Source organism: Pleomorphomonas sp. NRK KF1, assembly GCF_023721755.1.
In the GTDB taxonomy this organism is placed as follows: Bacteria; Pseudomonadota; Alphaproteobacteria; order Rhizobiales; family Pleomorphomonadaceae; genus Pleomorphomonas.
The window spans coordinates 364182-384692 of sequence record NZ_JAMDLH010000004.1; the positions used below are offsets into that span (position 1 = coordinate 364182).

Below are 20511 nucleotides of genomic sequence, written 5' to 3' on the forward strand. Positions count from 1 at the left end.
CCCCGAACCGCCCCCATATAACGCTCCCCTCCCCCAGAAAACGAGAGCGCCCCCACCGCTCTTCATCAGCGGGGGCGCTGGGGAACCGGGGACCGGCCCTCCCGAGGTCGCCGAACGGGGCACGATCGGCGACCTGCTATCGCTGTCGGCGTCAGTACTGGGCGTTGAAGCCGAAGGCCTTGGCGCTGGCCTTGTAGACGTCGGTGTTGTCGACGAAGACCTGGCTTTCCGCCGGCACATGGTAGGCGGCGAGGCCGGCTTCCGCCTTGGCGACGGTGGTGAAGAAGTCGGCGCCCTTGCCCTTGGCGTAGAGCGGCACCAGCTCGCGGGTGTGGTTGTCGTTGTGCCAGCGGACCAGCGGCAGCGCGCCGGCGCCCTGGCTGACGATGTCCGAATAGGCGGCCTTGTCGGAATCCGGGCCCAGGAGCAGGCCGTTGCCGTGGTCGGTGGTGACGATCACCAGCGTGTCGTCCCAGGAGGAGTTCGCCTCCACCCAGTCGACCACCGCCTCGACCGACTGGTTGAAGTCGATCTGCTCCTCGATGAGGCGCGGCAGGTTGTTGGCGTGCGCGGCCCAGTCGACGGCGCCGCCCTCGACCATCAGGAAGAAGCCGTCGGGGTCCTTGGCCACCACTTCCAGCGCGCCGCGCGTCATGGTGGGCAGGTCCGGCTCATTGGCGAGGAGGTTGCCGGCGGCGACGCCCGCGCGGTTGAACTGCAGCGTGGCGTTGTTTTCCACGGTGCCGAGCACCTTGGTCTTGCCGCCGAGGTCCAGCGTGCCGGCGGCCAGCGCCTCGAAGTCGGCGCGGGTTTCGATCAGCTTGTAGTCGGTGGCGCCGGCCTTCAGCTTCTCCCAGGTGTCCTTGCCGCCGACATACTTGAAGGCCGCGTCGTCCTTGGGCTCCATCGGCTTGCCGTTCTTGTCGAAATAGGGGTGGCCCGAACCCATGACGACGCTCGCAAGGCCGCTCTCCACGATCTCCTTGCCGATGCCGACATAGTCGTTGCGGCTGCGGTTGTGGGCGAGGAAGCCGGCCGGCGTCGCGTGGCTCCACTGCACCGAGGTGATGACGCCCAGCGCCCGGCCGCTTTCCACCGCCATCTCGCCGATGTGCGTGAGGCGCTGGTCGGTGTTCGACCAGTTGATGGCGTTGTTGTAGGTCTTGTGGCCGGTGGCGAGCGCCGTGGCGGCGGCGGCGCTGTCGGTCACGTCGGCGCGGACGTAGTCGTAGCCGGCGAAGAAGCCGGCATAGTCGCCGATGGCGCCCTTGAAGACGGTGTCGACCGGCGCGGCATCCCAGATGGCGGCCGAATCGAACTTGACCGAGCCCTCGTCGGTGCCCGTCGGCTCCTTGTTGGTGTTGAGCGGGTGGGTCGACATGAACAGCTTGGTGTCGAAGCCGTCATAGACCTCGTGGCCCAGGCCGCCGTGGCGGTAGTAGCTCGCCGCGTGCCAGGTGTTGATGCCGGCGCCGTCGGAAATCATGACGATGACGTTCTTGGCGACGCCGTCGGCGGCGACGGCGGCCGGCACGATCGCCGACGTCGCGGCGAAGGCGATCAGGAATGTCTTGATCAAGCGCATCTGGAGCTCCCCTGTCCGAAGTGACAGAGGAGGCGTAACGTTATACCATTGCACTTATGCGACACCGGCCGCGCATCCGTGGTAGTGCGGATGGCGGCGGCAAGTCCGGCGGGAGAGTGGGCGGCCCGTATCACGCGCCCTCAGCCAAGCGCCCCTCTCCCCCTACCTCGCAACTTCCAGCTTGGCGAAGGCGTGGTCGAACAGGCGGTTCCATTCGTCGACAAGGTCGATCTCGTCGGGTTTGCGCAGCCAGCGCAGTTGCAGCCCGTCCATCAGGGCCAGCACGTGCCGGGCGACGTGCTCGGCGTTGGCAACGCCCCGGATCGACCGGGCGAACAGCGTGAGCGCCATGTCTTCCCGGTCCTGGAAATAGCCGTGGGCGGGGTGCGTCGGCTCCAGCGATTCGGCGTTGAGCACGCTGTAGAGGCGGACGATTTCCGGCTGGCCGGCGTTGCGGCGGATCAGGGCGGTGCAGAGCTGGCGCAGCGTCACCGGCAGCGGATCGAGGTCGATGTCGTCCCGACTCACCCCGAGCAGCCCGGCCAGCGCCTGGAAGTCGGCCTCGTCGCGATACTCCAGCACGGCGATCAACAGCCGCGCCTTGTTCTGGAAGTGATGCAGCACGCCCGCCTCGGTGATGCCGCAGAGCACGGCGGCGTCCCGCAGCGTCACCCCCCAGAAGCCGCGCTCGGCAATCAGCTGGGTCGCCGCCTCGATGATCTGCGAGCGGCGCGCGTCGGCCGATTTGCGCTCGCGCGTCAGGCGGGGCGGGGGTGAAAGCTCTCGGGCCAAGGGAATCGACTCTCTTCGTAAATTCACGGATGGCCTTCTTATAGCACATCTTTTTCGCCTCCGTCAGCGTCGCGCCCCGGCTTTACAGAATACCTAGTATGTATTAAGTAAGGCGCATCGCGTTACTCGAGGGAGGACCAGAATGACCCTTAACCGCCCCCACACGGAGGCGGCGCCCGACGCTGCGTCGCCGGCACCGGAAGCCTTCGCCCCAGACACCTTCACGCAGGCCGTCGACCGGGTGCGCAAAGGCGCCAAGCCCGTTGACGAAGCCCGCGCGCTCTATGCCCGCATGACCGCCGACGAACGCCTTTCGCTGCTCGGTGGCGACCAGCCCTTCTGGGAGGCCATGCAGAGCCTGGTCGAGGACGGCTACAACGTCTACCCCTACGTCATGGGCGCGGTGGACCGGCTGGGCGTTCCCGGCGTGCGCTTCGCCGACGGTCCGCGCGGCTCGGTTCTCGGCCGCTCCACCTGCTTCCCCGTCTCCATGGCGCGCGGCGCCACCTGGGACGTTGCACTGGAGGAGAAGGTCGGCGAGGTGATCGGCCGGGAAATCCGCGCCCTCGGCGCCAACTTCTTCGGCGGCGTCTGCATCAACCTGCCGCGCCATCCGGCCTGGGGCCGGGTGCAGGAGACCTACTCCGACCAGCCGGTGATCCTCGGCGAGATGGGCGCGGCGCTGACGCGCGGCATCCAGCACCATGCCATGGCCTGCGCCAAGCACTTCGCGCTCAACAGCATGGAGAACGCCCGCTTCTCGGTCGACGTCACCATTGCCGAGGCCGACCTGCACGAAACCTTCCTGCCGCATTTCAAGCGCGTCATCGATGAAGGCGCCTTCGCGGTAATGAGCTCCTACAATTCGGTCAACGGCACCTGGGCCGGCCAGAACGCCGACCTGCTGACCAGGACGCTGCGCGACACCTGGCAATTCGAAGGCTTCGTCATCACCGACTTCATCTGGGGCATGCGCGACGGCGGCAAGGCCCTCGTCGCCGGGCTCGACGTCGAGGCGCCGATGCGCCAGCAGCGCGGCGAACGCCTGCCGGCCGACCTCGACAGCGGCAAGTGCAGCTGGGCCGACGTCGAGCGCGCCGGCCTGCGCATCCTGAAGACGCAGTTGCGCTTCTATGCCCAGCGCGACGCCGCCGATCCCGCGCCGTCGGTGGTCGCCTCCGCCGATCACGTCGCCCTCGCCCGCGAGGCGGCCGGCCGCGCCATGGTGCTGTTGCGCAACGAGACGGTGGGCGCCGCCCCGGTGCTGCCGCTCGATCCGAGAAAGCTCGCCTCGCTTGCCGTCGTCGGCCGCCTTTGCGACACGCCCAACACCGGCGACCTCGGCTCGTCGTCGGTGCGCGCGCCCTATGTCGTCACCCCGCTCGCCGGCCTCGGCAAGGCGCTTGAGGGCACCTCCGTCGCGCTGCACTCCGACGCGTCCGGCGATCCGGCCAAGGCCGCCGCGCTGGCCGCCAAGGCCGACGCAGCCGTCGTGGTCGTCGGCTATACCTCGGCCGACGAAGGCGAGTTCGTCGACGGCTCGGTGGCAACCCGCGCCGACCTCCTCGCCCTCTACCCCGAGGCGCGGAACGACGCGGAACGCGCCCAGCGCGACAAGGTGCTCGCAACCCTCGGCGGCGGCACCAGCGTGGTCGGCGGCGGCAAAGCCGGCGGCGATCGCCTGTCGCTGGGCCTGCTGCCGGAGGACGTGGCGCTGATCAGGGCCGTGGCCGCCGTCAATCCGCGCACCGTCGTGGTGATCGAGACGGCCGGCGCCGTCATCGTCCACGACTGGAAGGATCTGGTGCCCGCCATCCTCATCGGCTGGTACGCCGGTATGGAAGGCGGCCACGCGCTGGCCGAGGTGGTCTTCGGCAAGCGCAACCCCAGCGGCCGCCTGCCCTACCCGATCCCGGCCGATGCCAGGGACACGCCCTTCTTCGACCGCGATGCCAAGGCCATCACCTACGACCACTGGTACAGCCACCGCCTGATGCAGAAGAACGGCGTCGCCGCCGACTTCCCCCTCGGCTTCGGCCTGTCCTACTCGGCCTATCGCCTGTCCGACATGCAGGTCGATCCGGCCGGCGATGACAGCCTCAAGCTCCGCGTCACGGTGGCCAACGCCGGTGCCGTGGCCGGCCATCACGTGGTGCAGGTCTATGGTGCGCGCACCGACGGCGACCGGGCCGACGAGCGCGAGCTGCTCGGCTTTGCCGTGGTGGATCTCGCCGCCGGTGAGCGGAAGACGGTCGAGGTGACCGCCTCGCTGCTGCCGCTCGGCCGCTGGGATGCCGCCACCCGCCGCATCCGCGTCGCATCCGGTCTCATCCGCGTCGAAGCCGCCGGCTTCTGGGGCGATCCCGACCGTCTCACCGCCACCATCAATGTCACTGGCAACGTCACTGGCAAGATCGCCGGCAACTGATCCCCCCCTTTTGCCGAGCCGACCCGCCGCCGGGGCCCACCCCCTGATCCCCGGCGGCGTGGTCGATCCCTGCGGAGATTTCCCATGACCTCTGTTCCTTCGTCCGAGGGCGAAGCCGCCCTCCCCTGGTCTGCCTCCATCGGCGACGCCGAGCAGCCGCGCGTTCCCTATCGCCTGGGCATCGCGCTCTGCGCCGGCGTGCTCTTGTGGCTCGGGCCCTATTTCGGCACCGCCACCGTGCTGCTGCCGGCCCGCGTCGCCATCATCGATCCCGGCAACAAGGCCAACATCATCGCCATGCTGTCGATCGCGGCCATGGTGGTCGCCACCGTCGCCAACATCCTGATCGGCGCCCTGTCCGACCTGACGCGCTCGCGCCTCGGCCGCCGCACGCCCTGGCTGATCGCCGGCTCGGTTGGCTCGGCCGCCATGCTGATCCTGATGGGCAAGGCCGACAGCGTCGGCCTGCTCTTGGTCGAGTGGTGCATCTTCCAGGTGTTCCTCAACGCCATCGTCGCGCCGCTCCTGGCGGTGATTTCCGACCGGATCGCCCCGGCCCACCGCGGCACCATCTCGTCGATCTACGCCTTCGGCTTCACGCTCGGCCTCTACGGCGGGCAGTATTTCAACGCCCGCTTCCTCGACGACCTGATGACCGGCTTCGTCTCCATGGCGGTGCTGATCCTGCTGTCGGGGCCGATCGCCGCGATGATCATGCGCGAGGCCTCCAGCCGGCCGATGCCGAGGCGCACCCTCAGCCGCGACATGATCCTCGACAACTTCTCCATTCCCCGCCGCAACGCCCGCGACTACTACCTCGCCCTGTTCGGCAAGCTGATGATCACCACCGCCACCTTCGCCATCCAGGGCTACCAGCTGTTCATCCTCACCGACTACCTCAAGGTGGCCGAGGGCGACGTCGGCCGGCAGATCGAGCTGATCTCCATCATCCTGATGGTCACGGCGCTGGCCATGGCGCTGGTGGCCGGCCCGATCTCCGACAAGATCGGCCGCCGCAAGGGCCCGGTGGCGCTCGCCGGGCTGATGGTCGCCGTCGGCGCGCTGGTGCCCTTCTTCTCCACCGCGCCCTGGACCATGCTGGTCTACGCGCTGATCGCCGGCATCGGCAGCGGCATCTTCAACTCGGTGGATCAGGCGCTCAACGTCGAGGTGCTGCCCAACCCGGCCACCGCCGCCAAGGACCTCGGCGTGCTCAACCTCGCCAACACCGGCGGCCAGATCCTCGGCCCGGCCATCGCCGCCGTCGCCATCTCGGCCATCGGCTACCAGATGATCTTCCCCACGGTCGCCGTCGTCGCCGTCATCGGCGTCGTCATGATCGCCATGATCCGCTCGGTCCGCTGACAGAACGGCTTCGGAAGCGACACCAAACCTGCAAGGGCCGCCCAGCGCGGCCCTTCGCCTTTGGCGACACGCCCCCTACGCCTCCACCACCCTGATCTCCGGCACGCCGTCGATCACCAGCCGGATCTGGCCCCGCTCCGGACGGAGGAGGCGCACGGGGCCGCCGCGTTCTTCCAGTCGGCGGCGCAGGAGGATCAGGCGGGTTTCGAGGTTGTCCTTGAAGTCGGGAAGGTTGAACGCGCGGTCGCGGCGGATCTCGCGGTTGGAGAAGTCGCAGCGCCCGGTCTCCAAGTAGCTGCGCACGAAGTGGTGCAGCAGACGCCCCGGCACGCCCCGGATGACAGCATGATAGAAGCGGGAGCCCCTTCCGGCCGCCGAAAGCGCAGCCGAAACACGCCGCATCCCCTTGTTTCATATCAATTAACCGTCATCCTGGCGAAGGCCAGAATGACGGGAGAGTGATAGGAGCGGGCGCCCGATATCACCCTCACACCCCTCCTGCGCGAGGTCCTGGCCTTCGCCAGGATGACGGCCTGATGGGAACGGGAGCCTATTCCGGTCACGGAAAGCACAGCGGAAACACGCCGCATCCCCTTGTTTCATATCAATTAATTGTCATCCTGGCGAAGGCCAGGACCTCAGGACGAGAACGCACCTCGGCCCATGTCAAACTCCCGAAACCAGGGGAGCCCGATATCACCCTCGCGCCCTTTTCGGCCTGAGGTCCTGGCCTTCGCCAGGATGACGGGAGAGTGATGGGAACGGGAACCCCTTCCGGCCACCGGAAGCGCACCGGAAACACGCCGCATCCCCTTGTTTCATATCAATTAACTGTCATCCTGGCGAAGGCTAGGACCTCAGGACGAGAACGCACCTCGGCCCATATCAAACTCTCCTAACCACGGGCGCCCGATATTACCCTCATGGCCCCTTCCTGCCTGAGGTCCTCTGCTTTCGCAGAGGAGGACAGCCTTATGGTTAGGGGAGACAGAACGACAAACGGCGAGCAAAGCGCCGCCTGCGCAGGCAGAGGGCCTCAGGCAGAACGAAGCTCCCGGCCGCTATCACGCGCCCTCTCCTCGACGCCCGATATCGCGCTTCCCCCCCAAAAACGAAAAGCGCCCCCGCCGCTCTTCATCAACGGGGGCGCTGGGGAACCGGTCACGGCTTCCCGATGCGGCCGAAAGGGGCACAATCGGCAACGGAAGCACCGTAACGTTATATCATTTCATTTCTGCGACACCGGCCCCAATCGCTCAGCCGACGAACGGCGCCACCATATCCTCGCTGCGCTCCCACAGCGCCCGCGCCACGCTTCCGTCGTCGCGGAACAGCACCGGCATGCGCGCGCGTTTCAGATACACCTCGCCCGGTTGCCAGTCGCGGCCCGGCGCTCCCTCGGCGAGCCTCACCAGCCGGCGGGCGCTGGCCTCGGGGCTGATGGTGGCGAGGTAGCGCAGCGGCGTGTGGTAGAACCAGCGCATGAAGAAGATGGTGTCCTCGGCGAAGTTCGACCGCACGAAGCCCGGATGGAAGGCCACGGCGGCGATGCCGTCGGCGCGGTGGCGCCGGTCGAGCTCGCGCGTGAACAGGATGTTGGCGAGCTTGCTGCGCCCATAGGCGCTGGTGGGCGAATAGCCGCGCGTCTGGCCGAGATCGTCGACGTCCAACCCCCGCCCCCAGACGTTGGCGGCAAAGCTCGATGTCTGGATCACGCTGGCGCCGCTCGCGGCGAGCTTGTCCATCAAAAGGCGCGTCAGCAGGAAGCCGGCCAGGTGGTTGACCTGGAAGGTCTTCTCGAAGCCGTCCTCGGTGACGGTGCGCGGCCCCATGATGCCGCCGGCATTGTTGGCGAGCACGTCGATCCGCTCGTAGGCGGCAAGCTCGCCGGCCAGCCGCTTCACCTCCGAGAGACGCGCGTAGTCGGCCACGTGGAACGGCGCGTCGAGCGCCCGCGCCAGCGCCTCGGTCTTGGCCGGCGAGCGCCCGACCAGCACCACGCGGTGCCCGCCGGCCTTGAGCTGCCGCGCCGCCGCGGCGCCGATGCCGTCGCTGGCGCCCGTGATGACGATGGTCCGCATGCCCACCTCCTCGTTGCGCGGGCCGGTCTGCGCCGATCGGCCGCAATCGCTGGAACCGTCCGTCTCCCGCCCACGGCGTCAGGCGTCCTCCACCTCGACCTTCATGCGCTCTTCCATTTCGGTCATCGCCCTGAGCGCCCGCCGCCGCAGCGGATGATCGACATCCGGGCTGTCGTCGAAGTCGATGAACAGCTTGCCGTTGAGGTGGTCGAACTCGTGCTGGACGATGCGCGCCGCCAGCCCCTCGTAGGTGGCGACGCGGGCGGCGCCGGCAAGATCGCGGTAGCGCACGGTCACCTTGGGGTGGCGCAGCACCTTGGCCGAGCGCCAGCCCGGCACGCTGAGGCAGCCTTCCTCGCCGAGCACATCGGCCTCGCCGAAATATTCGACCTCCGGATTGATGAACACGGTCGACGGCAGGATGTTCATCGCCGCGCCGATGAACAGCCGCCAGGAGATGCCGACCTGCGGCGCCGCGATGCCGACGCCGCCGGCATCGATCATGCACATCCACATTTCCTCGACGAGGCGGCGCAGCGTCTCCGAGCCGATCATCTCCTCCGGCACCGGCTTGGCCACCATGCGCAGCACCGAGTCGGCGATCTGCAACGTCGTCCGGCTGCCGGTCACGATCGAGGCGTGCGCCGCGCCAAACGGAAAGTCTTCCTCAACCTGCGCCATGACCACACTCCCTTGGACAGCCTGTCGGTGTGGGCATAATCGCCCAAAAAACCAAGGTTACCATACGACGTTTATCGAGGGTGCGCGCCGGAGATGCATTTTTCTCCCTTTACCGCCACCCACCCCATCACGAAATCCGCCCGCGCCTCCACGCTGGCGAATGGCGGTTCGACGAGGTCTTGGCCGAGCCGGCAGGCCCGCATCGTCCGCACGTCACATCCAGCGGTATCAGACCTGCGACCCGTCGCCGCCTGCGCGGTGTCGGCGCCGTCCCCTCCGTGCTAGTCGGCTGATGAAACACGGATTTTTCCCCTGGAGACCCAGATGGACCTCATTGCGACCTCAGCCGCCTTCCTCCGCCATTGCCAGGGCGGCAGAGACCTTTCCGCCAACACCGTCAAGGCCTACGGCCAGGATCTCAAGGAGCTGGCCCGCTATCTGGGTGAAGCGGCCGGACCGTCGCCGGCCGAGCCGGCCGGGCTCACCGCCTATGCCGAGTGGCTGTCCACCGCGCGCAATCTCGCACCGGCCACCGTCAAGCGACGTCTGGCCTGCCTCCGCGCCATGTTTGCCTGGTGCGAACGGCGCGGCGACATCGAGACGACGCCCTTCCGGCTGGCCGAGGTGCGCATCCGCCTCGCCAAGCGGCTCCCGCGCTGCCTGACCGCCCAGGAGTTGCGGGGCCTGTTCGAGGTCCGCCGCGAGGCCGGACCGCAGATGGCGCTCGCCGTGCTGCTCATGTTCACCACCGGCATGCGCGTCTCCGAGCTCACCTCGCTCTCGGTCGGCGATATCGATCTGGAGCGCCGGACCCTGCGCGTTCACGGCAAGGGCAATCGCGAGCGACAGGTGTTCCTCACCTCGACCGAAGTGGTCACCGAGCTCCGCGCCTTCCTGCGCGACAACGGGCTGACGCGCGCCGCGCCCTCCACGCCGCTCCTCGTGGGCAAGACCGGCGCCCGCCTCTCCACCAACCGCGTGCGCCACGGCCTCCACCGCCTCGTCAAGGCCGCCGGCCTCGCCCGCCACATCACCCCGCACATGCTGCGCCACTCCGCCGCCACCAGCCTGCTCGAAGCCGGCATCGACATCCGCTTCGTCCAACGCCTCCTCGGCCACCGCTCGATCTCCACCACCGAAATCTACACCCACGTCAGCGACGAACGCCTGAAACAAGCGGTGTTGAAGGCCAACACGCTGGGGAGATTGAGGGTGGGATAACTAGGAATTATCGGCTCATGACTCGCCGCGTCCTTCCAAACCGTCTGGCTCCGGAAATGCATGTTTATGCCGAGGACTTTGACGACGTGGCGGATAGATTTAAGGGCATAGTCGCCTCAGCAAGCTGGATTGCCCAGCCAGGCGCTGTCATGGACACGGTAGTGCCGACAGCTGCGAGTTATGATCCGCTCATTATGACCGCTGACCAGCTCTGCGGGTATAGAACCGACACTGGGGATGTAATATATGAAGAAAAAATGATAATCGGTGGCGCTATTTCAGCGTTTGAAAAAAGGGATGTACCTCTGAATGAATTTACAATGGCTCCCGGCGTGTCGTCGGCGCTTATGTGCGTAACCTCTTACCTGAAATACTTAGGAGTATCGGAAGTAATATTTGAGTTACCTTCATATTTTGCATCAATAGAACAAGCCGAGCTGCTTGGGTTGAATGTTGGCCTCTTCCCATCGAGCCCCAGAAATGGTTACAGGATAACAGCAAATGATATTTCGCTTATTGATCGTCTCTCAAGTGATCCAATTGCTCTCATTGTCACGCAGCCGCGGTATGGAATTGGATACAACAGAAGCCCGGAAGAGATCGAAAATCTGAGAACTGCATTGAGACCAGGAGATATTTTGGTCATTGACGAGGCTGCAGATCAGTCAGTCCCTTCACCTCTTGGAAGTATCAATCTGGATGGACCTGTTCGAATAATAAGGGTTCGCGGCCTGACTAAAGGTCTAGGACTAAATTCGGCCAAGGTCGCGGCAATCCTGCATCCGGCCTCCGCTAGGTCATATTTTAGCGAAATCGTTGATGTCATTGGATGTGCCCTTGACGCTGCGGCATTAAGAGTCATCACTGATTTGGCTAGGCGGCCACAGAGGTATCTGGATCTCCTCTTCAGCGCTCAATCCTTCGTGATTGAGCAGTACAACACCCTGCGGCGCGCAACTAGTGGGCTACCGGTTTCTCTTGCTCCAATTGAAAGCGGGTACTTGGCGACGGCATACTTCCCAAATACAAACGGAGGAGATTTTGAAGAATTCAGATCAAACTTCCTCGAAGTTGCCGTGAATATACAATTGCCAATAGTAAGAGGGTCGTCTTTGTATTTCCCGTATGACGGAACAGGAGAAATAATTAGAATTAACTATTTTACGACTCGAGAAAACATAATCGCCTCGGGGCGAGCTTTTGAGACTTTGCTTACTTCTCTAGCCTGACATCCTGAATGACATCCTTAAGTCGTTTAAGCATTGCTCCACTGAAATTAATATCAAACCGGAAATGAGCTACTTTTGGTACGCTTCCACTAATCACCAATAGACTTTTCATCTCCTCTTTTTGAGCTCCGCCAATTTCAAAGTTCACTATCGTGCCGATTTCTTCTGCTAGCGGCTGTTTTCCAATTTTCTGCAATTGAAAGCGAGTGCGGGTATTGAGGAAAATATAGATTCCGAGAAGGAGTGTTACAGAGTTACCAATCGTAAAAACGATATCAACTGGTGAATTTCGAGGTCGGATAGAAACTGAGGCGTCCTTCAGCTTCTTAGATAGATCGTTCGCGACGGCTGCTATTTGCTCATCGTCGGCATCGTCAAAAGATCTATAAACTATTCTATTGCCGCCGTTTGATGCAATCAATTGGCTCACTTGCTCTAGCAGGTCAAGGCGTTGCAGGCATTGCAGATGTATTCCTGCGGCCGTTTGCGCGAGATGTGCGTCTTCATATTTCTCTGCAAACGTACTCCATATTTCATCTGACAAGATGGACAACTTGAGCACAAGTAAAGATGGGCAACTGCTCCCGTCGTACAAAAAAAGAATAAAATCTGCGAAATCCTGCAAAAGTCGAGAAAAGTTAACAGGCGCCCGAACCATGAATGTCCATGATTTCGGATCAAAAACACTATCAAGGATAGCGCCATCAGAGAATTCTGAACCACCTAAGTAGAAAGATAGGCGAAAGATCTCGAATGGATTCAGCTCTTTATATTCATACACGCTGTCATGGAATTCATGTTGAGTTGAGCCTGGATAGGATCTATCGTTTCGAATTAGAATTGAAGAAATTTGCTGAATAGTAAGCCCAAAATTATCAATAATAGATCTGAAGTCCAGTCGCGTTTCATTGAAAATGTTGTCAAACAGTAGGCATCCATCAAATAGTTTGTTTGATGTTTCACAGCTTGAGAAACTACAACGGCTAAGTCTTGAATTTCTGATCATCGAGGTCTGAAACTTGCAACGCTCGAATAGGCAATCATTGTATATACACTCGTGGAATGCAGCCCCTGTAAAATCGCAATCAACGAATCTACATTTAGAAAATGTGCAGGAGACCGTCGACCCACCGCTTAGGTCGCAGTCAAAAAATACAGTACTCGTAAAAGCACAGTCTTTGAAATCAACCTCTCTCCATCGACAACTATTTATAGAACAATTTCTGAACGCACATCTTTGGAAATTATTCTTAAAGGCGGCACTGTGAACATCGTCCGTGATCAGGCGACCTACAATGTCCCCAACGATATGATCTTTGGACGACCAAATATTAAGATCAATTGACGGCAATATCGAGCTCCACTCTTGCCAAACAGAGTTTTTGTCTTCAGTCATGAGCCGATAATTCCTAGTTATCCGCTAATTGATATCGGATTGAAGTATTTAGCAATGGAGCACAACTCACCTCCGTTGGCAATCTGACGTTTAGGGTTGCCGCGTCACACCCAGTGTGTTGATCCTTGCTGTTGCGTCCGCGCGGCAGACTCCGGAGCTGGACGGTCAACTTTACCGCCCCCCCGCTCCATCACGAACTCCGCCCGCGCCTCCACGCTGGCGAATGGCAGCTCCACCAGTTCGTAGCCGAGCCGCGCATAGGTCGCCGCCACCGCGCGGCAGGTTGCCTCTGCCTCGGCCTTGTCCTGCTTGCGCTCGGCATCCCCCGTGAAGATCGCCTCCCAGTAGGGGGCGAGGAAGACCTTGCGGTTGTAGCGGAAGCGCCGCGCCGCCTCTTCCACATGGGCGGGCACGGGAAGGCCGATCAGCGTCAGGTAGCCGATCACGTCGGGAATGCCGCGATCCATCACCACCGGCCCGGCCATCGCCTCGGCCTCGTGGTAGGAGCGCAGCTCCCAGCCCAGCATCAGCTCGGCGTAAAGCGCCCGGTCGCCCCAGGGCAGCGCCGTGCCGCCGATCGCCACCTGATCCTGAATGATCGCCCGCCCGGCCTCCGGCATGCTGGCGACGCCGCGCCGCGCCAACGCCTCGATCAACGTGCTCTTGCCCGAACCGGGGCCGCCGGTCACGACAAACAAATGGTCACACATGTGCCATCCTCGAAATTGGATCTGAAAGGGAGGATTTGCGCCGGCCGCCGCCCATCATCATCCGGGGGCATCGCCTAGCACGGGATCAAGGTAACCGGAGAGGCGGCGATCGGCAAGGGGGCCGAGGTCCCTCGACCGGGCGGCCGGAGCGTCGTACGGTGCCGATCTCGCCACGGGTCGGGCGACAAGTTCGCAGATCGGCTTGCCACACATCAACTTGCTTTCGAGCGTGAAGATATGGAAGCGCCTCGGCTCTTCGAGCGCCCTGTTCGACGCTTCCTCTGGGACGTGAAAGGGACCGGCATGGAAACCGCACTGTCGCTTCTACGACATCGTCTCAACGAGAATGAGCACACGACGCTCCGAGACATCGTCTCCGGCCTCCCGAAGCTGCGGCGGATTTCCAAGCCGATGTCCTGTTTTCTGTCCCGCCACCAGGAGACCATCAGGGTCGAGCTGTCGTCGGCCAGCGCGCGACAGTCTCTCGCGGTCGGAATGGCGAACGGGTTTCTCGCCTATCTGCTCGACCGCTATCAGTACATGCGGCCCTCCGCGCAGGATCGGGCGCGCGTGCTGGACTCCTACCGAGCCATGACCGACGTCATCGCCGACGCGACCGACGAACCGGAAGGGTCCGCTGGAACAGCGCTCGGCGCGCACCACGACCGATTGCAGGACATCACCTTGGGCATGCTGCGCTCGGTCGGCGCACTCGACGATGTGCTGAACGGCGCCGCCCCGATTTGCCGGCAATACTCGCCGTCCCTGCAATGCGAGATCCTCGGTCTGACCGGTGACGACCTCACCGGCCCGCTGCTCGACATCGGCTGCGGAGAAGCCGCCGAACTGGTCGGTTTCCTGCGCTCGCAAGGGTACCCGGCCTGGGGAATCGATCGCCTTGCTTCGGACCATGGCCAGGCCATGCCCGGCGACTGGTTCAGCCCTCCCACGGCGCCCGGAGGCTGGCGGACGATCGTCGCCCACCTGTCCTTCAGCCTGCACTTCGTCCACGCGCACCTTCATTCGGGCAGCGAAGCGAAGCGCTATGCCATCGCCTACATGACCATCCTCGACCGGCTTCAGCCGGGCGGCAGCTTCCTCTATGCGCCGAGCCTGCCATTCGTCGAGCGCTTGCTCGACCCCAGACGCTTCCATGTCGTGGCGAGCCCGCTTCACCTGCCGTCTGGCGGGGCGGTATCGTCTTCCCGCGTCACGAAGCTCGTGCAAGGATCAGGCCTCCCGCCAGAAGAGGATGCAGGGTGAGCCAATGCCCTATGCCATCACCCTCAAGTGCCTGAACGACACGGCCGCTCCCATCCTGAAGCTCTGGGACGAGGCGAGCGCCTTCGAGGCCAGCGCCTCGATGGCCGCCCTCGACTACCCGCCGCACCTCACGCTGGCCGTCTTCCCCGACCATCCGGGCCGCGTCGTCGACGCGCTGGACGAGGTGTTCGCCGCCCAGTCCATGCTGACCATCGCCTTCGACGGCATCGCCTGTTTCGACAACGATCTTCTGGTGCTCTGGGCGAGACCGCGCCCCAACGATGCCCTGATGGCGCTGCACCAGAGGCTGCATCGCCACATCGACCCCGCCCTCTGCGACCCGCATTACCGCGAGGGCAACTGGACCCCGCACTGCAGCCTCGCCACCAAGGTGCCGCCCGCCGAGGCCAAGGCGGCGATGGCATGGGCGAGGCAGAAGCGGCTGGATCTCCAGGTCGAGTTCGACACGGCGGACCTCGTCGAGTTCCTGCCCGTCAGGGTGGAGCGGAGCTACCGGTTGCGGTGAGGGGCCATCGCCGCCGCTCGCGCGCCAGCAGGTGACAAGCCCCCAACCTCACTCGATCCAGGTCTTGCCGTCTTCGGCGCTGCATCCATAGGGCGGCAGCACGGCGCCGAAGGTCGCCTTCAACCTGTCGCAGCCCCACTTGCGCAGCGGCAGGGGCATGCGGCTGTTCAGCTCGATTCCCACTTCGTCATAGGGGCTGTCCGTGTTGCTCACGTAGCTATACCAGCGCCAGCCGAGGGTGACCGCCAAGGCGGTGACGATGACAAGCACAATGGACAGAAGCTTTTTCAATCGGAAACTCTCCGCGTTCATTCGGCAAGGCGATGGCGCCCCAACCCTCCATAGCTGTTTTTCTCAAGGCCGGCCAAGGGGCGCTCGCGCCACGAATTGCAGCCTCGCCACCAAGGCGCCGCCCGCCGAGGCCACAGCGGCGATGGCGTGGGCGAGGCAGAAACGGCTGGATCTCCAGGTCGAGTTCGACACGGCGGACCTCGTCGCGTTCCTGCCCGTCAGGGTGGAGCGGGAGTATCGGCTGCGGTGAGAAGGGCGCGGCGGAGGAGACCCACGGGGCAACCAGCGGGGTGTAAGCGCATGCTTGTCCAAGTTGTCGAAATTGACGCCCGAGGACACCCGTCCTATATTGGGGGTCAAGGAGATTGCCATGCCTCTCGCCAACACCGCCCTGGACACGTCCCCCCCGAACAACTCGGCCTACGAGCCCGACGCCCGGGCGAGGGCCATCCTGCGCGGCAAGCAGCAGGCGCTGGCCGACCTCAGGGCCAATGGCGGCGCCTATACGCTCGGCGAGGTCCGAACGCTCCTGAACGGCATCTCGCGTCAGGCGGTGAACCAGAAGGTCCGGGACGGCCACCTCTTGACGGTGCCCGGCCCCGGCGACGATCACCGCTACCCGACGGCGCAGTTCCTGAGCGACGGCCGGCCCGTTCCCGGCCTGAAAGAGGTTCGCGACGCCTTGCCCACCCGGAGCCCGTGGGCGGTGTTCAACTTCATGATCCAGCCGGACGCCCTGCTCGATGGCCGCAAGCCGATCGACGTCCTCAAGGAGGGCAACGTCGACCGCGTCGTCGAGGCCGCGAGGCGCTACGGCGAAATGGGATCTTGAGCGGCCCGCTGCCGCCCGCCGACATCGCCGCCCGCCGACATCGATGCGCGAAAGCCTGCCATTCATCATCTGGCGGCGGGAACGCTTGTCCATCGCTTCCACACCGCGGCTTTCGACCCGATCTTCCACGACCGGACGAACGCGGGCCGCTTCAATGCCCCCGACGGCAGCTATGGCGTTCTCTACGCGGCCGAAACGGTGGATGGCGCCTTCGCCGAGGTGTTCCTGCAGTCGCCGGGCCAGACGACCCTTGGCCTCGACTTCATCGAGGCGAAAGCCTACGCGGCCCTCCGGGTGACGCGCGACCTCAGGCTCGTCGAACTGCACGGCCCCGGCCTGTCGCGGCTCGGCGCCACGGCGGAAATCACCCATTCCGGCCTGCCCTACGCGGTGGCCCAAGCGTGGTCCAAGGCCATTCACGCGCTCAGGGACAACGTCGACGGCATCGCCTACCGCAGTCGCCTTGACGACGCGGAAATCTGCTACGCGCTCTTCGACCGTACGGCTCCGACCGTGATCGAGGACCGCCGGGTTCAGAACCTCGACGTCGACTGGTTCTGGCAACTGATGGACAAATACAGGCTCGGCATCGCCTGACCCCTACCCCACCACGATCCGCACGATCTCCCTCACGAAGCCCTCGGTCAGCGGTTCGCGGGCGAACCAGCGGCGGAAGAACAGCGGGCCGATCAGCGCGGCGGCGAGGGCGGCGACGTCGGTGTCGGCGGGGAGTTCGCCCCGGTCGATGCCGCGCCGGATCGCCGCCTCGAACGGCGACGAATAGCCCTGCTGCAGGCGGCGATACATCTCGGCCATGTCGGGGTCGCGTTCGCCGGCATCGACGATCGACGGCAGCACGGCGGTCCAGCGCGCCGTGGTCAGCGCCTCGGCCAGGGCGCCCATCAGCGCCGCGATATCCGCCCTGAGGCTGCCGAGATCCGGCGCCGTCTGCGGCGTGCCGATGCTGGCGCAGGCGTCGCGCAACAGGTCGGTCCGGGACGGCCAATGGCGGTAGATGGTGGTCTTCGCCACGCCCGAGCGCCGCGCCACCTCGTCGACGCTGACGCCGGAATAGCCGCGCTCGAACAGCAGGTCCGACGTGGCGGCCAGCACCGCCGCCCGCGACCGCCGCACCCGCTCGTCCATCACCTCGCCCCCTTCGGAAGCGTCCCCACGCGCGGTCCCCATCACACCCTCTCGACTCTTTCGCTACGATACCGTATCGTATCATATGTAACGGCCAACGTTAAGCCGCCCCACGGGAGACAGTCATGAAATTCGCCTCCACGCGCCTCATCGCCCATGACATCAAGTCCATGGTGGCCTTCTACGAGATGGTGACCGGCATCACTGCCGACTGGCTGGCGCCGGTGTTCGCCGAGATCGTCACGCCGTCGGGCACGCTGGCCATCGGCGCCGAGGACACCGTCGCCCTCTGGCAGGCCGGCTGCGCCGAACCCGGCCGCAACCGCACCGCCATCCTGGAGTTCCAGGTCGACGACATCGACGCCGCCTACGCGCGCCTGAAAGACAAGGTCACCCTCGTCCACGACCTGAAGGTGATGCCCTGGGGCAACAAGACCTTCCAGTTCCGCGATCCCGAGGGCACAGCGGTGTCGCTCTACATGCCCGTCACCGACGCCGCCCGGAAGCGCTTCGCCGCTCGCTGACCCGGCGCTACCCCTCGTCCTTGCCGTGCAGCAGAATGCTGTCGCACTCGGCGCCGGCGAGGCGGTAGCTGAGGATTTGCTGGTAGTCGGGCGAGTTGTACCAGGCGAGAAGATCGGCCTCCGAGGGAAAGCGGATCAACACCGAGCGGGAATAGGGCCACGCACCCTCCAGCACGGTCGGCGCGGGATCGACGGCGAGATATTCGCCATTGAAGCGGGCGAAGACGGCATCGCAGGTGTCGAGATAGCGCTGGTACTCGTCCGGGTCGTCGATGCGGATCTGGGCGACGAAATAGGCGGTCATGTCGGTTCTCCCCGATCCCTTTTACACCAACCGGCGCGGCGGCGCTCCCGGCCCGGCCCCGGTCGTGCTATGGTTGGCATGAGGGGAAACACATATAGGCTTCAGGGAGGACCGATCATGACCAGCACCGTGAAACTCCACCGCGTCTTCACCACCCGGCCCGAAAAGATCTACCGGGCCTTCGTCGAGCCCGACGCGCTGTCGAGCTGGCTGCCGCCCAACGGCTTCACCTGCACCGTACACGAGCACAACCCGACGGTCGGCGGTACCTTCCGCATGAGCTTCCGCAACTTCACCACCGCCGCCAGCCACGCCTTCGGCGGCACCTACCAGGAGCTCGTCCCCGGCGAACGGCTGGTCTACACCGATGTTTTCGACGCCCCCGGCCCGGCGGGCGAAATGACGGTGACGGTGAGCCTCACCGCCGTGTCGGTCGGCACCGACGTCACCATCGTCCAACAAGGCATCCCCGACGCCATCCCCCGCGAAGCCTGCTATCTCGGCTGGCAGGAGTCGCTCCGCAAACTCGCCAAACTGGTGGAGCCGGAGATCACCGAGTAGGGGCGAGAGGGGCGCAGCCGGCACCAGAGACGATATAAGTAATTGTTTTATATCATGTAATTGTCATCCTGCGCTTCAGGCGCAGGACCTCGGGACGGTAGAGCAAGCCGCCGATATCGGGCGCCACTCACCAAAGGAGCCTTATAGAAGCCCCACACCCTTTTCTGCCTGAGGTACACCTTGAATTCGCTCGCGAATTCAAGAGGCCTACGCCAGGATGACAATTTATATATAGAATCAGCTGGATAAGCCGCGCGCCACCATGGAGAGCGCATTGCGCCGCCTTATGTGGAGGGGAAAACCTCAGAGGCGAGGCGCTACGCCTATCCCATTATTCCATTTATATAATTTGTCATCCTTGCGCAGGCGAGGACCTCAGGAAGGTAGAGCGAGCCGCCAATATCGGGCGCCCTTCAACATGGGGAGCCCTATAGAAGCCCAGAGCCCCCTTCTGCCCGAGGTCCTCGCCTGCGCAAGGATGACAAATTATATATAGGAATCAGTTGGATAACCCGCGAACCACCATGGAGAGCGCATTGCGCCGCCTTATGTGGAGGGGAAGACCTCAGAGGCTGCTCGCTACGCCTATCCCATTGCCCCGTTTATATAAATTTTCATCCTTGCGCAGGCGAGGACCTCAGGAAAGTGGGGCAATCGGCCGATATCGGGCGCCCTTCACCAAGGGGAGCCCTATAGAAGCCCAGAGCCCCTTTCTGCCCGAGGTCCTCGCCTGCGCAAGGATGACAAATTATATATAGGAATCAGTTGGATAACCCGCGCACCACCATGGAGAGCGCATCGCTGCGCCTTTACAGAGAGCAAACTGATAGAGATAGGCGAACCGGCATAAAACATTGTTTTATATCACTTTCCTGTCATCCCCGCGCAGGCGGGGACCTCAGGACGGTGGGGCAATCGGCCGATATCGAGTTCCCTTCACCAAGGAGAGCCCTATAGAAGCCCCGTGCCCTTTTCGGCCCGAGGTTCACCTTGCATTCGCTCGCGAATGCAAGCGTCCTTCGCAGAGAATGACAGGAGAGGGATATGAAGCGGGAGCTTGGCCCGAAGCGCCCGCCAAGCGACACGATCCACTCCGCCGACCTATCTCCTCCTCCCCATCAAGCTGTCCTCCTCTGCGAAGGCAGAGGATCTCGGGACGGAGGAGCGAGCCGCCGATATCGGGCGCCCAAGGGGAGCCCTATACGTCCCCCTCGTCCTTTTCTGCCTGAGATCCACCTTGAATTCGCGCGCGAATTCAAGAGGCCTTCGCCAGGATGACAGCTTGATAGAAGCGGGAGACAGCCCGCCCGCCGGCTAGCAGACGAACTAACTTGTTGTTTCATATAAATTAATTGTCCTCCTCTGCGAAGGCAGAGGATCTCGGGGCGGAGAAGCGAGCCGCCACTATCACGCTCCCCAACTCGTAGGGCTCCTGCGGCCTGAGGCGAAATTCGCTGGGGCGCGGCATCCCTGGGCATCCGCTTGGCCCGAAAAGTCTGCAACTTTTCGGGCGGATGCCCTTGGCGACGAGTTCGAGAACCGGAGCGGAGCGAACTAAACGTTCGTGAGCACCGGA

20 protein-coding genes are annotated in these 20511 nt (G+C 63.8%); 10 read left to right on the forward strand and 10 right to left on the reverse strand.

From position 1 onward, the window contains the following. Positions 1 to 151 precede the first annotated feature (151 nt). Complete coding sequence (locus tag M4J39_RS13140; RefSeq protein WP_251728522.1) at positions 152 to 1585, reverse strand: alkaline phosphatase; 1434 nt, start codon at positions 1583 to 1585, stop codon at positions 152 to 154. Between the two features lie 162 nt (positions 1586 to 1747). Then, positions 1748 to 2377, reverse strand: a complete 630-nt coding sequence (locus M4J39_RS13145) for a TetR/AcrR family transcriptional regulator (RefSeq protein ID WP_251728523.1) — start codon at positions 2375 to 2377, stop codon at positions 1748 to 1750. 142 nt (positions 2378 to 2519) lie between these two features. On the opposite strand from M4J39_RS13145, the gene M4J39_RS13150 reads away from it, so the two are divergent. Next, entirely contained in the window at positions 2520 to 4805 is a 2286-nt protein-coding gene (locus M4J39_RS13150; protein ID WP_251728525.1) for a beta-glucosidase, read from the forward strand. Between the two features lie 84 nt (positions 4806 to 4889). Beyond that, positions 4890 to 6170, forward strand: coding sequence for an MFS transporter (locus M4J39_RS13155; protein ID WP_251728527.1), 1281 nt, complete (start codon positions 4890 to 4892; stop codon positions 6168 to 6170). A 75-nt stretch (positions 6171 to 6245) separates the two neighbouring features. Here M4J39_RS13155 and M4J39_RS13160 read toward each other — a convergent pair whose 3' ends face one another. The 3 genes from M4J39_RS13160 to def all read right to left on the reverse strand — a co-directional run bounded on the left by M4J39_RS13160 (position 6246) and on the right by def (position 8932). Then, a complete protein-coding gene (locus M4J39_RS13160) occupies positions 6246 to 6572 on the reverse strand; it encodes a hypothetical protein (RefSeq protein WP_251728529.1) in 327 nt (108 codons plus the stop codon). Positions 6573 to 7426: 854 nt separating this feature from the next. Further along, positions 7427 to 8251 (reverse strand): SDR family NAD(P)-dependent oxidoreductase, encoded by an 825-nt coding sequence (locus M4J39_RS13165; RefSeq protein ID WP_251728531.1) that lies wholly within the window; start codon positions 8249 to 8251, stop codon positions 7427 to 7429. A 78-nt stretch (positions 8252 to 8329) separates the two neighbouring features. Next, positions 8330 to 8932: a peptide deformylase gene (gene def / locus M4J39_RS13170; protein ID WP_251728533.1), complete on the reverse strand. Its 603-nt coding sequence runs from the start codon at positions 8930 to 8932 to the stop codon at positions 8330 to 8332. A 324-nt stretch (positions 8933 to 9256) separates the two neighbouring features. On the opposite strand from def, the gene M4J39_RS13175 reads away from it, so the two are divergent. Together M4J39_RS13175 and M4J39_RS13180 are read left to right on the forward strand one after the other, a co-directional pair. Next, positions 9257 to 10153 carry a tyrosine-type recombinase/integrase gene (locus M4J39_RS13175; protein ID WP_251728535.1) on the forward strand — a complete coding sequence of 299 codons (897 nt, stop codon included), beginning with the start codon at positions 9257 to 9259 and terminating at the stop codon, positions 10151 to 10153. 17 nt (positions 10154 to 10170) lie between these two features. Further along, on the forward strand, positions 10171 to 11382 hold the full coding sequence (locus tag M4J39_RS13180; protein ID WP_251728537.1) for an aminotransferase class I/II-fold pyridoxal phosphate-dependent enzyme: 1212 nt from the start codon (positions 10171 to 10173) through the stop codon (positions 11380 to 11382). Here M4J39_RS13180 and M4J39_RS13185 read toward each other — a convergent pair. Next, positions 11366 to 12778, reverse strand: coding sequence for a pentapeptide repeat-containing protein (locus M4J39_RS13185; protein WP_251728539.1), 1413 nt, complete (start codon positions 12776 to 12778; stop codon positions 11366 to 11368). The two genes, M4J39_RS13180 and M4J39_RS13185, sit on opposite strands and share 17 nt — an antisense overlap. Positions 12779 to 12882: 104 nt before the next feature. Then, positions 12883 to 13488 carry an AAA family ATPase gene (locus M4J39_RS13190; RefSeq protein WP_251728540.1) on the reverse strand — a complete coding sequence of 202 codons (606 nt, stop codon included), beginning with the start codon at positions 13486 to 13488 and terminating at the stop codon, positions 12883 to 12885. A 303-nt stretch (positions 13489 to 13791) separates the two neighbouring features. Between M4J39_RS13190 and M4J39_RS13195 the strand changes: the two genes are divergently transcribed. After that, positions 13792 to 14751 (forward strand): hypothetical protein, encoded by a 960-nt coding sequence (locus tag M4J39_RS13195; RefSeq protein WP_251728542.1) that lies wholly within the window; start codon positions 13792 to 13794, stop codon positions 14749 to 14751. A 4-nt stretch (positions 14752 to 14755) separates the two neighbouring features. Continuing rightward, on the forward strand, positions 14756 to 15277 hold the full coding sequence (locus M4J39_RS13200; RefSeq protein WP_251728544.1) for a 2'-5' RNA ligase family protein: 522 nt from the start codon (positions 14756 to 14758) through the stop codon (positions 15275 to 15277). 48 nt (positions 15278 to 15325) lie between these two features. On the opposite strand, the gene M4J39_RS13205 is transcribed toward M4J39_RS13200, so the two are convergent. Next, positions 15326 to 15568, reverse strand: a complete 243-nt coding sequence (locus M4J39_RS13205) for a YdgA family protein (RefSeq protein WP_251728546.1) — start codon at positions 15566 to 15568, stop codon at positions 15326 to 15328. 370 nt (positions 15569 to 15938) lie between these two features. Between M4J39_RS13205 and M4J39_RS13210 the strand changes: the two genes are divergently transcribed. Further along, a complete protein-coding gene (locus M4J39_RS13210) occupies positions 15939 to 16400 on the forward strand; it encodes a hypothetical protein (RefSeq protein WP_251728548.1) in 462 nt (153 codons plus the stop codon). Positions 16401 to 16469: 69 nt separating this feature from the next. After that, positions 16470 to 16997 (forward strand): RES family NAD+ phosphorylase, encoded by a 528-nt coding sequence (locus tag M4J39_RS13215; RefSeq protein WP_254004915.1) that lies wholly within the window; start codon positions 16470 to 16472, stop codon positions 16995 to 16997. Positions 16998 to 17000: 3 nt separating this feature from the next. Here the strand turns inward: M4J39_RS13215 and M4J39_RS13220 are convergent, their stop codons facing one another. Beyond that, positions 17001 to 17588 (reverse strand): TetR/AcrR family transcriptional regulator, encoded by a 588-nt coding sequence (locus M4J39_RS13220; protein ID WP_251728550.1) that lies wholly within the window; start codon positions 17586 to 17588, stop codon positions 17001 to 17003. 83 nt (positions 17589 to 17671) lie between these two features. Here M4J39_RS13220 and M4J39_RS13225 point away from each other — a divergent pair, with 83 nt between their 5' ends. Next, positions 17672 to 18070, forward strand: a complete 399-nt coding sequence (locus M4J39_RS13225; RefSeq protein ID WP_251728552.1) for a VOC family protein — start codon at positions 17672 to 17674, stop codon at positions 18068 to 18070. A 7-nt stretch (positions 18071 to 18077) separates the two neighbouring features. Here the strand turns inward: M4J39_RS13225 and M4J39_RS13230 are convergent, their stop codons facing one another. After that, a complete protein-coding gene (locus tag M4J39_RS13230) occupies positions 18078 to 18374 on the reverse strand; it encodes a DUF1330 domain-containing protein (RefSeq protein ID WP_251728560.1) in 297 nt (98 codons plus the stop codon). 117 nt (positions 18375 to 18491) lie between these two features. Here M4J39_RS13230 and M4J39_RS13235 point away from each other — a divergent pair, with 117 nt between their 5' ends. Then, a complete protein-coding gene (locus M4J39_RS13235; RefSeq protein WP_251728562.1) occupies positions 18492 to 18935 on the forward strand; it encodes an SRPBCC family protein in 444 nt (147 codons plus the stop codon). Positions 18936 to 20511 lie beyond the last annotated feature (1576 nt).

What these genes read in the sequence shown, in the direction of transcription:
- M4J39_RS13140 (WP_251728522.1), bottom strand. Translation starts at nt 1,585, where the DNA reads ATGCGCTTGATCAAGACATTCCTGATCGCCTTCGCCGCGACGTCGGCG.
- M4J39_RS13150 (WP_251728525.1), top strand. Translation starts at nt 2,520, where the DNA reads ATGACCCTTAACCGCCCCCACACGGAGGCGGCGCCCGACGCTGCGTCG.
- M4J39_RS13155 (WP_251728527.1), top strand. Translation starts at nt 4,890, where the DNA reads ATGACCTCTGTTCCTTCGTCCGAGGGCGAAGCCGCCCTCCCCTGGTCT.
- M4J39_RS13160 (WP_251728529.1), bottom strand. Translation starts at nt 6,572, where the DNA reads ATGCGGCGTGTTTCGGCTGCGCTTTCGGCGGCCGGAAGGGGCTCCCGC.
- M4J39_RS13165 (WP_251728531.1), bottom strand. Translation starts at nt 8,251, where the DNA reads ATGCGGACCATCGTCATCACGGGCGCCAGCGACGGCATCGGCGCCGCG.
- def (WP_251728533.1), bottom strand. Translation starts at nt 8,932, where the DNA reads ATGGCGCAGGTTGAGGAAGACTTTCCGTTTGGCGCGGCGCACGCCTCG.
- M4J39_RS13175 (WP_251728535.1), top strand. Translation starts at nt 9,257, where the DNA reads ATGGACCTCATTGCGACCTCAGCCGCCTTCCTCCGCCATTGCCAGGGC.
- M4J39_RS13180 (WP_251728537.1), top strand. Translation starts at nt 10,171, where the DNA reads ATGACTCGCCGCGTCCTTCCAAACCGTCTGGCTCCGGAAATGCATGTT.
- M4J39_RS13185 (WP_251728539.1), bottom strand. Translation starts at nt 12,778, where the DNA reads ATGACTGAAGACAAAAACTCTGTTTGGCAAGAGTGGAGCTCGATATTG.
- M4J39_RS13190 (WP_251728540.1), bottom strand. Translation starts at nt 13,488, where the DNA reads ATGTGTGACCATTTGTTTGTCGTGACCGGCGGCCCCGGTTCGGGCAAG.
- M4J39_RS13195 (WP_251728542.1), top strand. Translation starts at nt 13,792, where the DNA reads ATGGAAACCGCACTGTCGCTTCTACGACATCGTCTCAACGAGAATGAG.
- M4J39_RS13200 (WP_251728544.1), top strand. Translation starts at nt 14,756, where the DNA reads ATGCCCTATGCCATCACCCTCAAGTGCCTGAACGACACGGCCGCTCCC.
- M4J39_RS13210 (WP_251728548.1), top strand. Translation starts at nt 15,939, where the DNA reads ATGCCTCTCGCCAACACCGCCCTGGACACGTCCCCCCCGAACAACTCG.
- M4J39_RS13220 (WP_251728550.1), bottom strand. Translation starts at nt 17,588, where the DNA reads ATGGGGACCGCGCGTGGGGACGCTTCCGAAGGGGGCGAGGTGATGGAC.
- M4J39_RS13225 (WP_251728552.1), top strand. Translation starts at nt 17,672, where the DNA reads ATGAAATTCGCCTCCACGCGCCTCATCGCCCATGACATCAAGTCCATG.
- M4J39_RS13230 (WP_251728560.1), bottom strand. Translation starts at nt 18,374, where the DNA reads ATGACCGCCTATTTCGTCGCCCAGATCCGCATCGACGACCCGGACGAG.
- M4J39_RS13235 (WP_251728562.1), top strand. Translation starts at nt 18,492, where the DNA reads ATGACCAGCACCGTGAAACTCCACCGCGTCTTCACCACCCGGCCCGAA.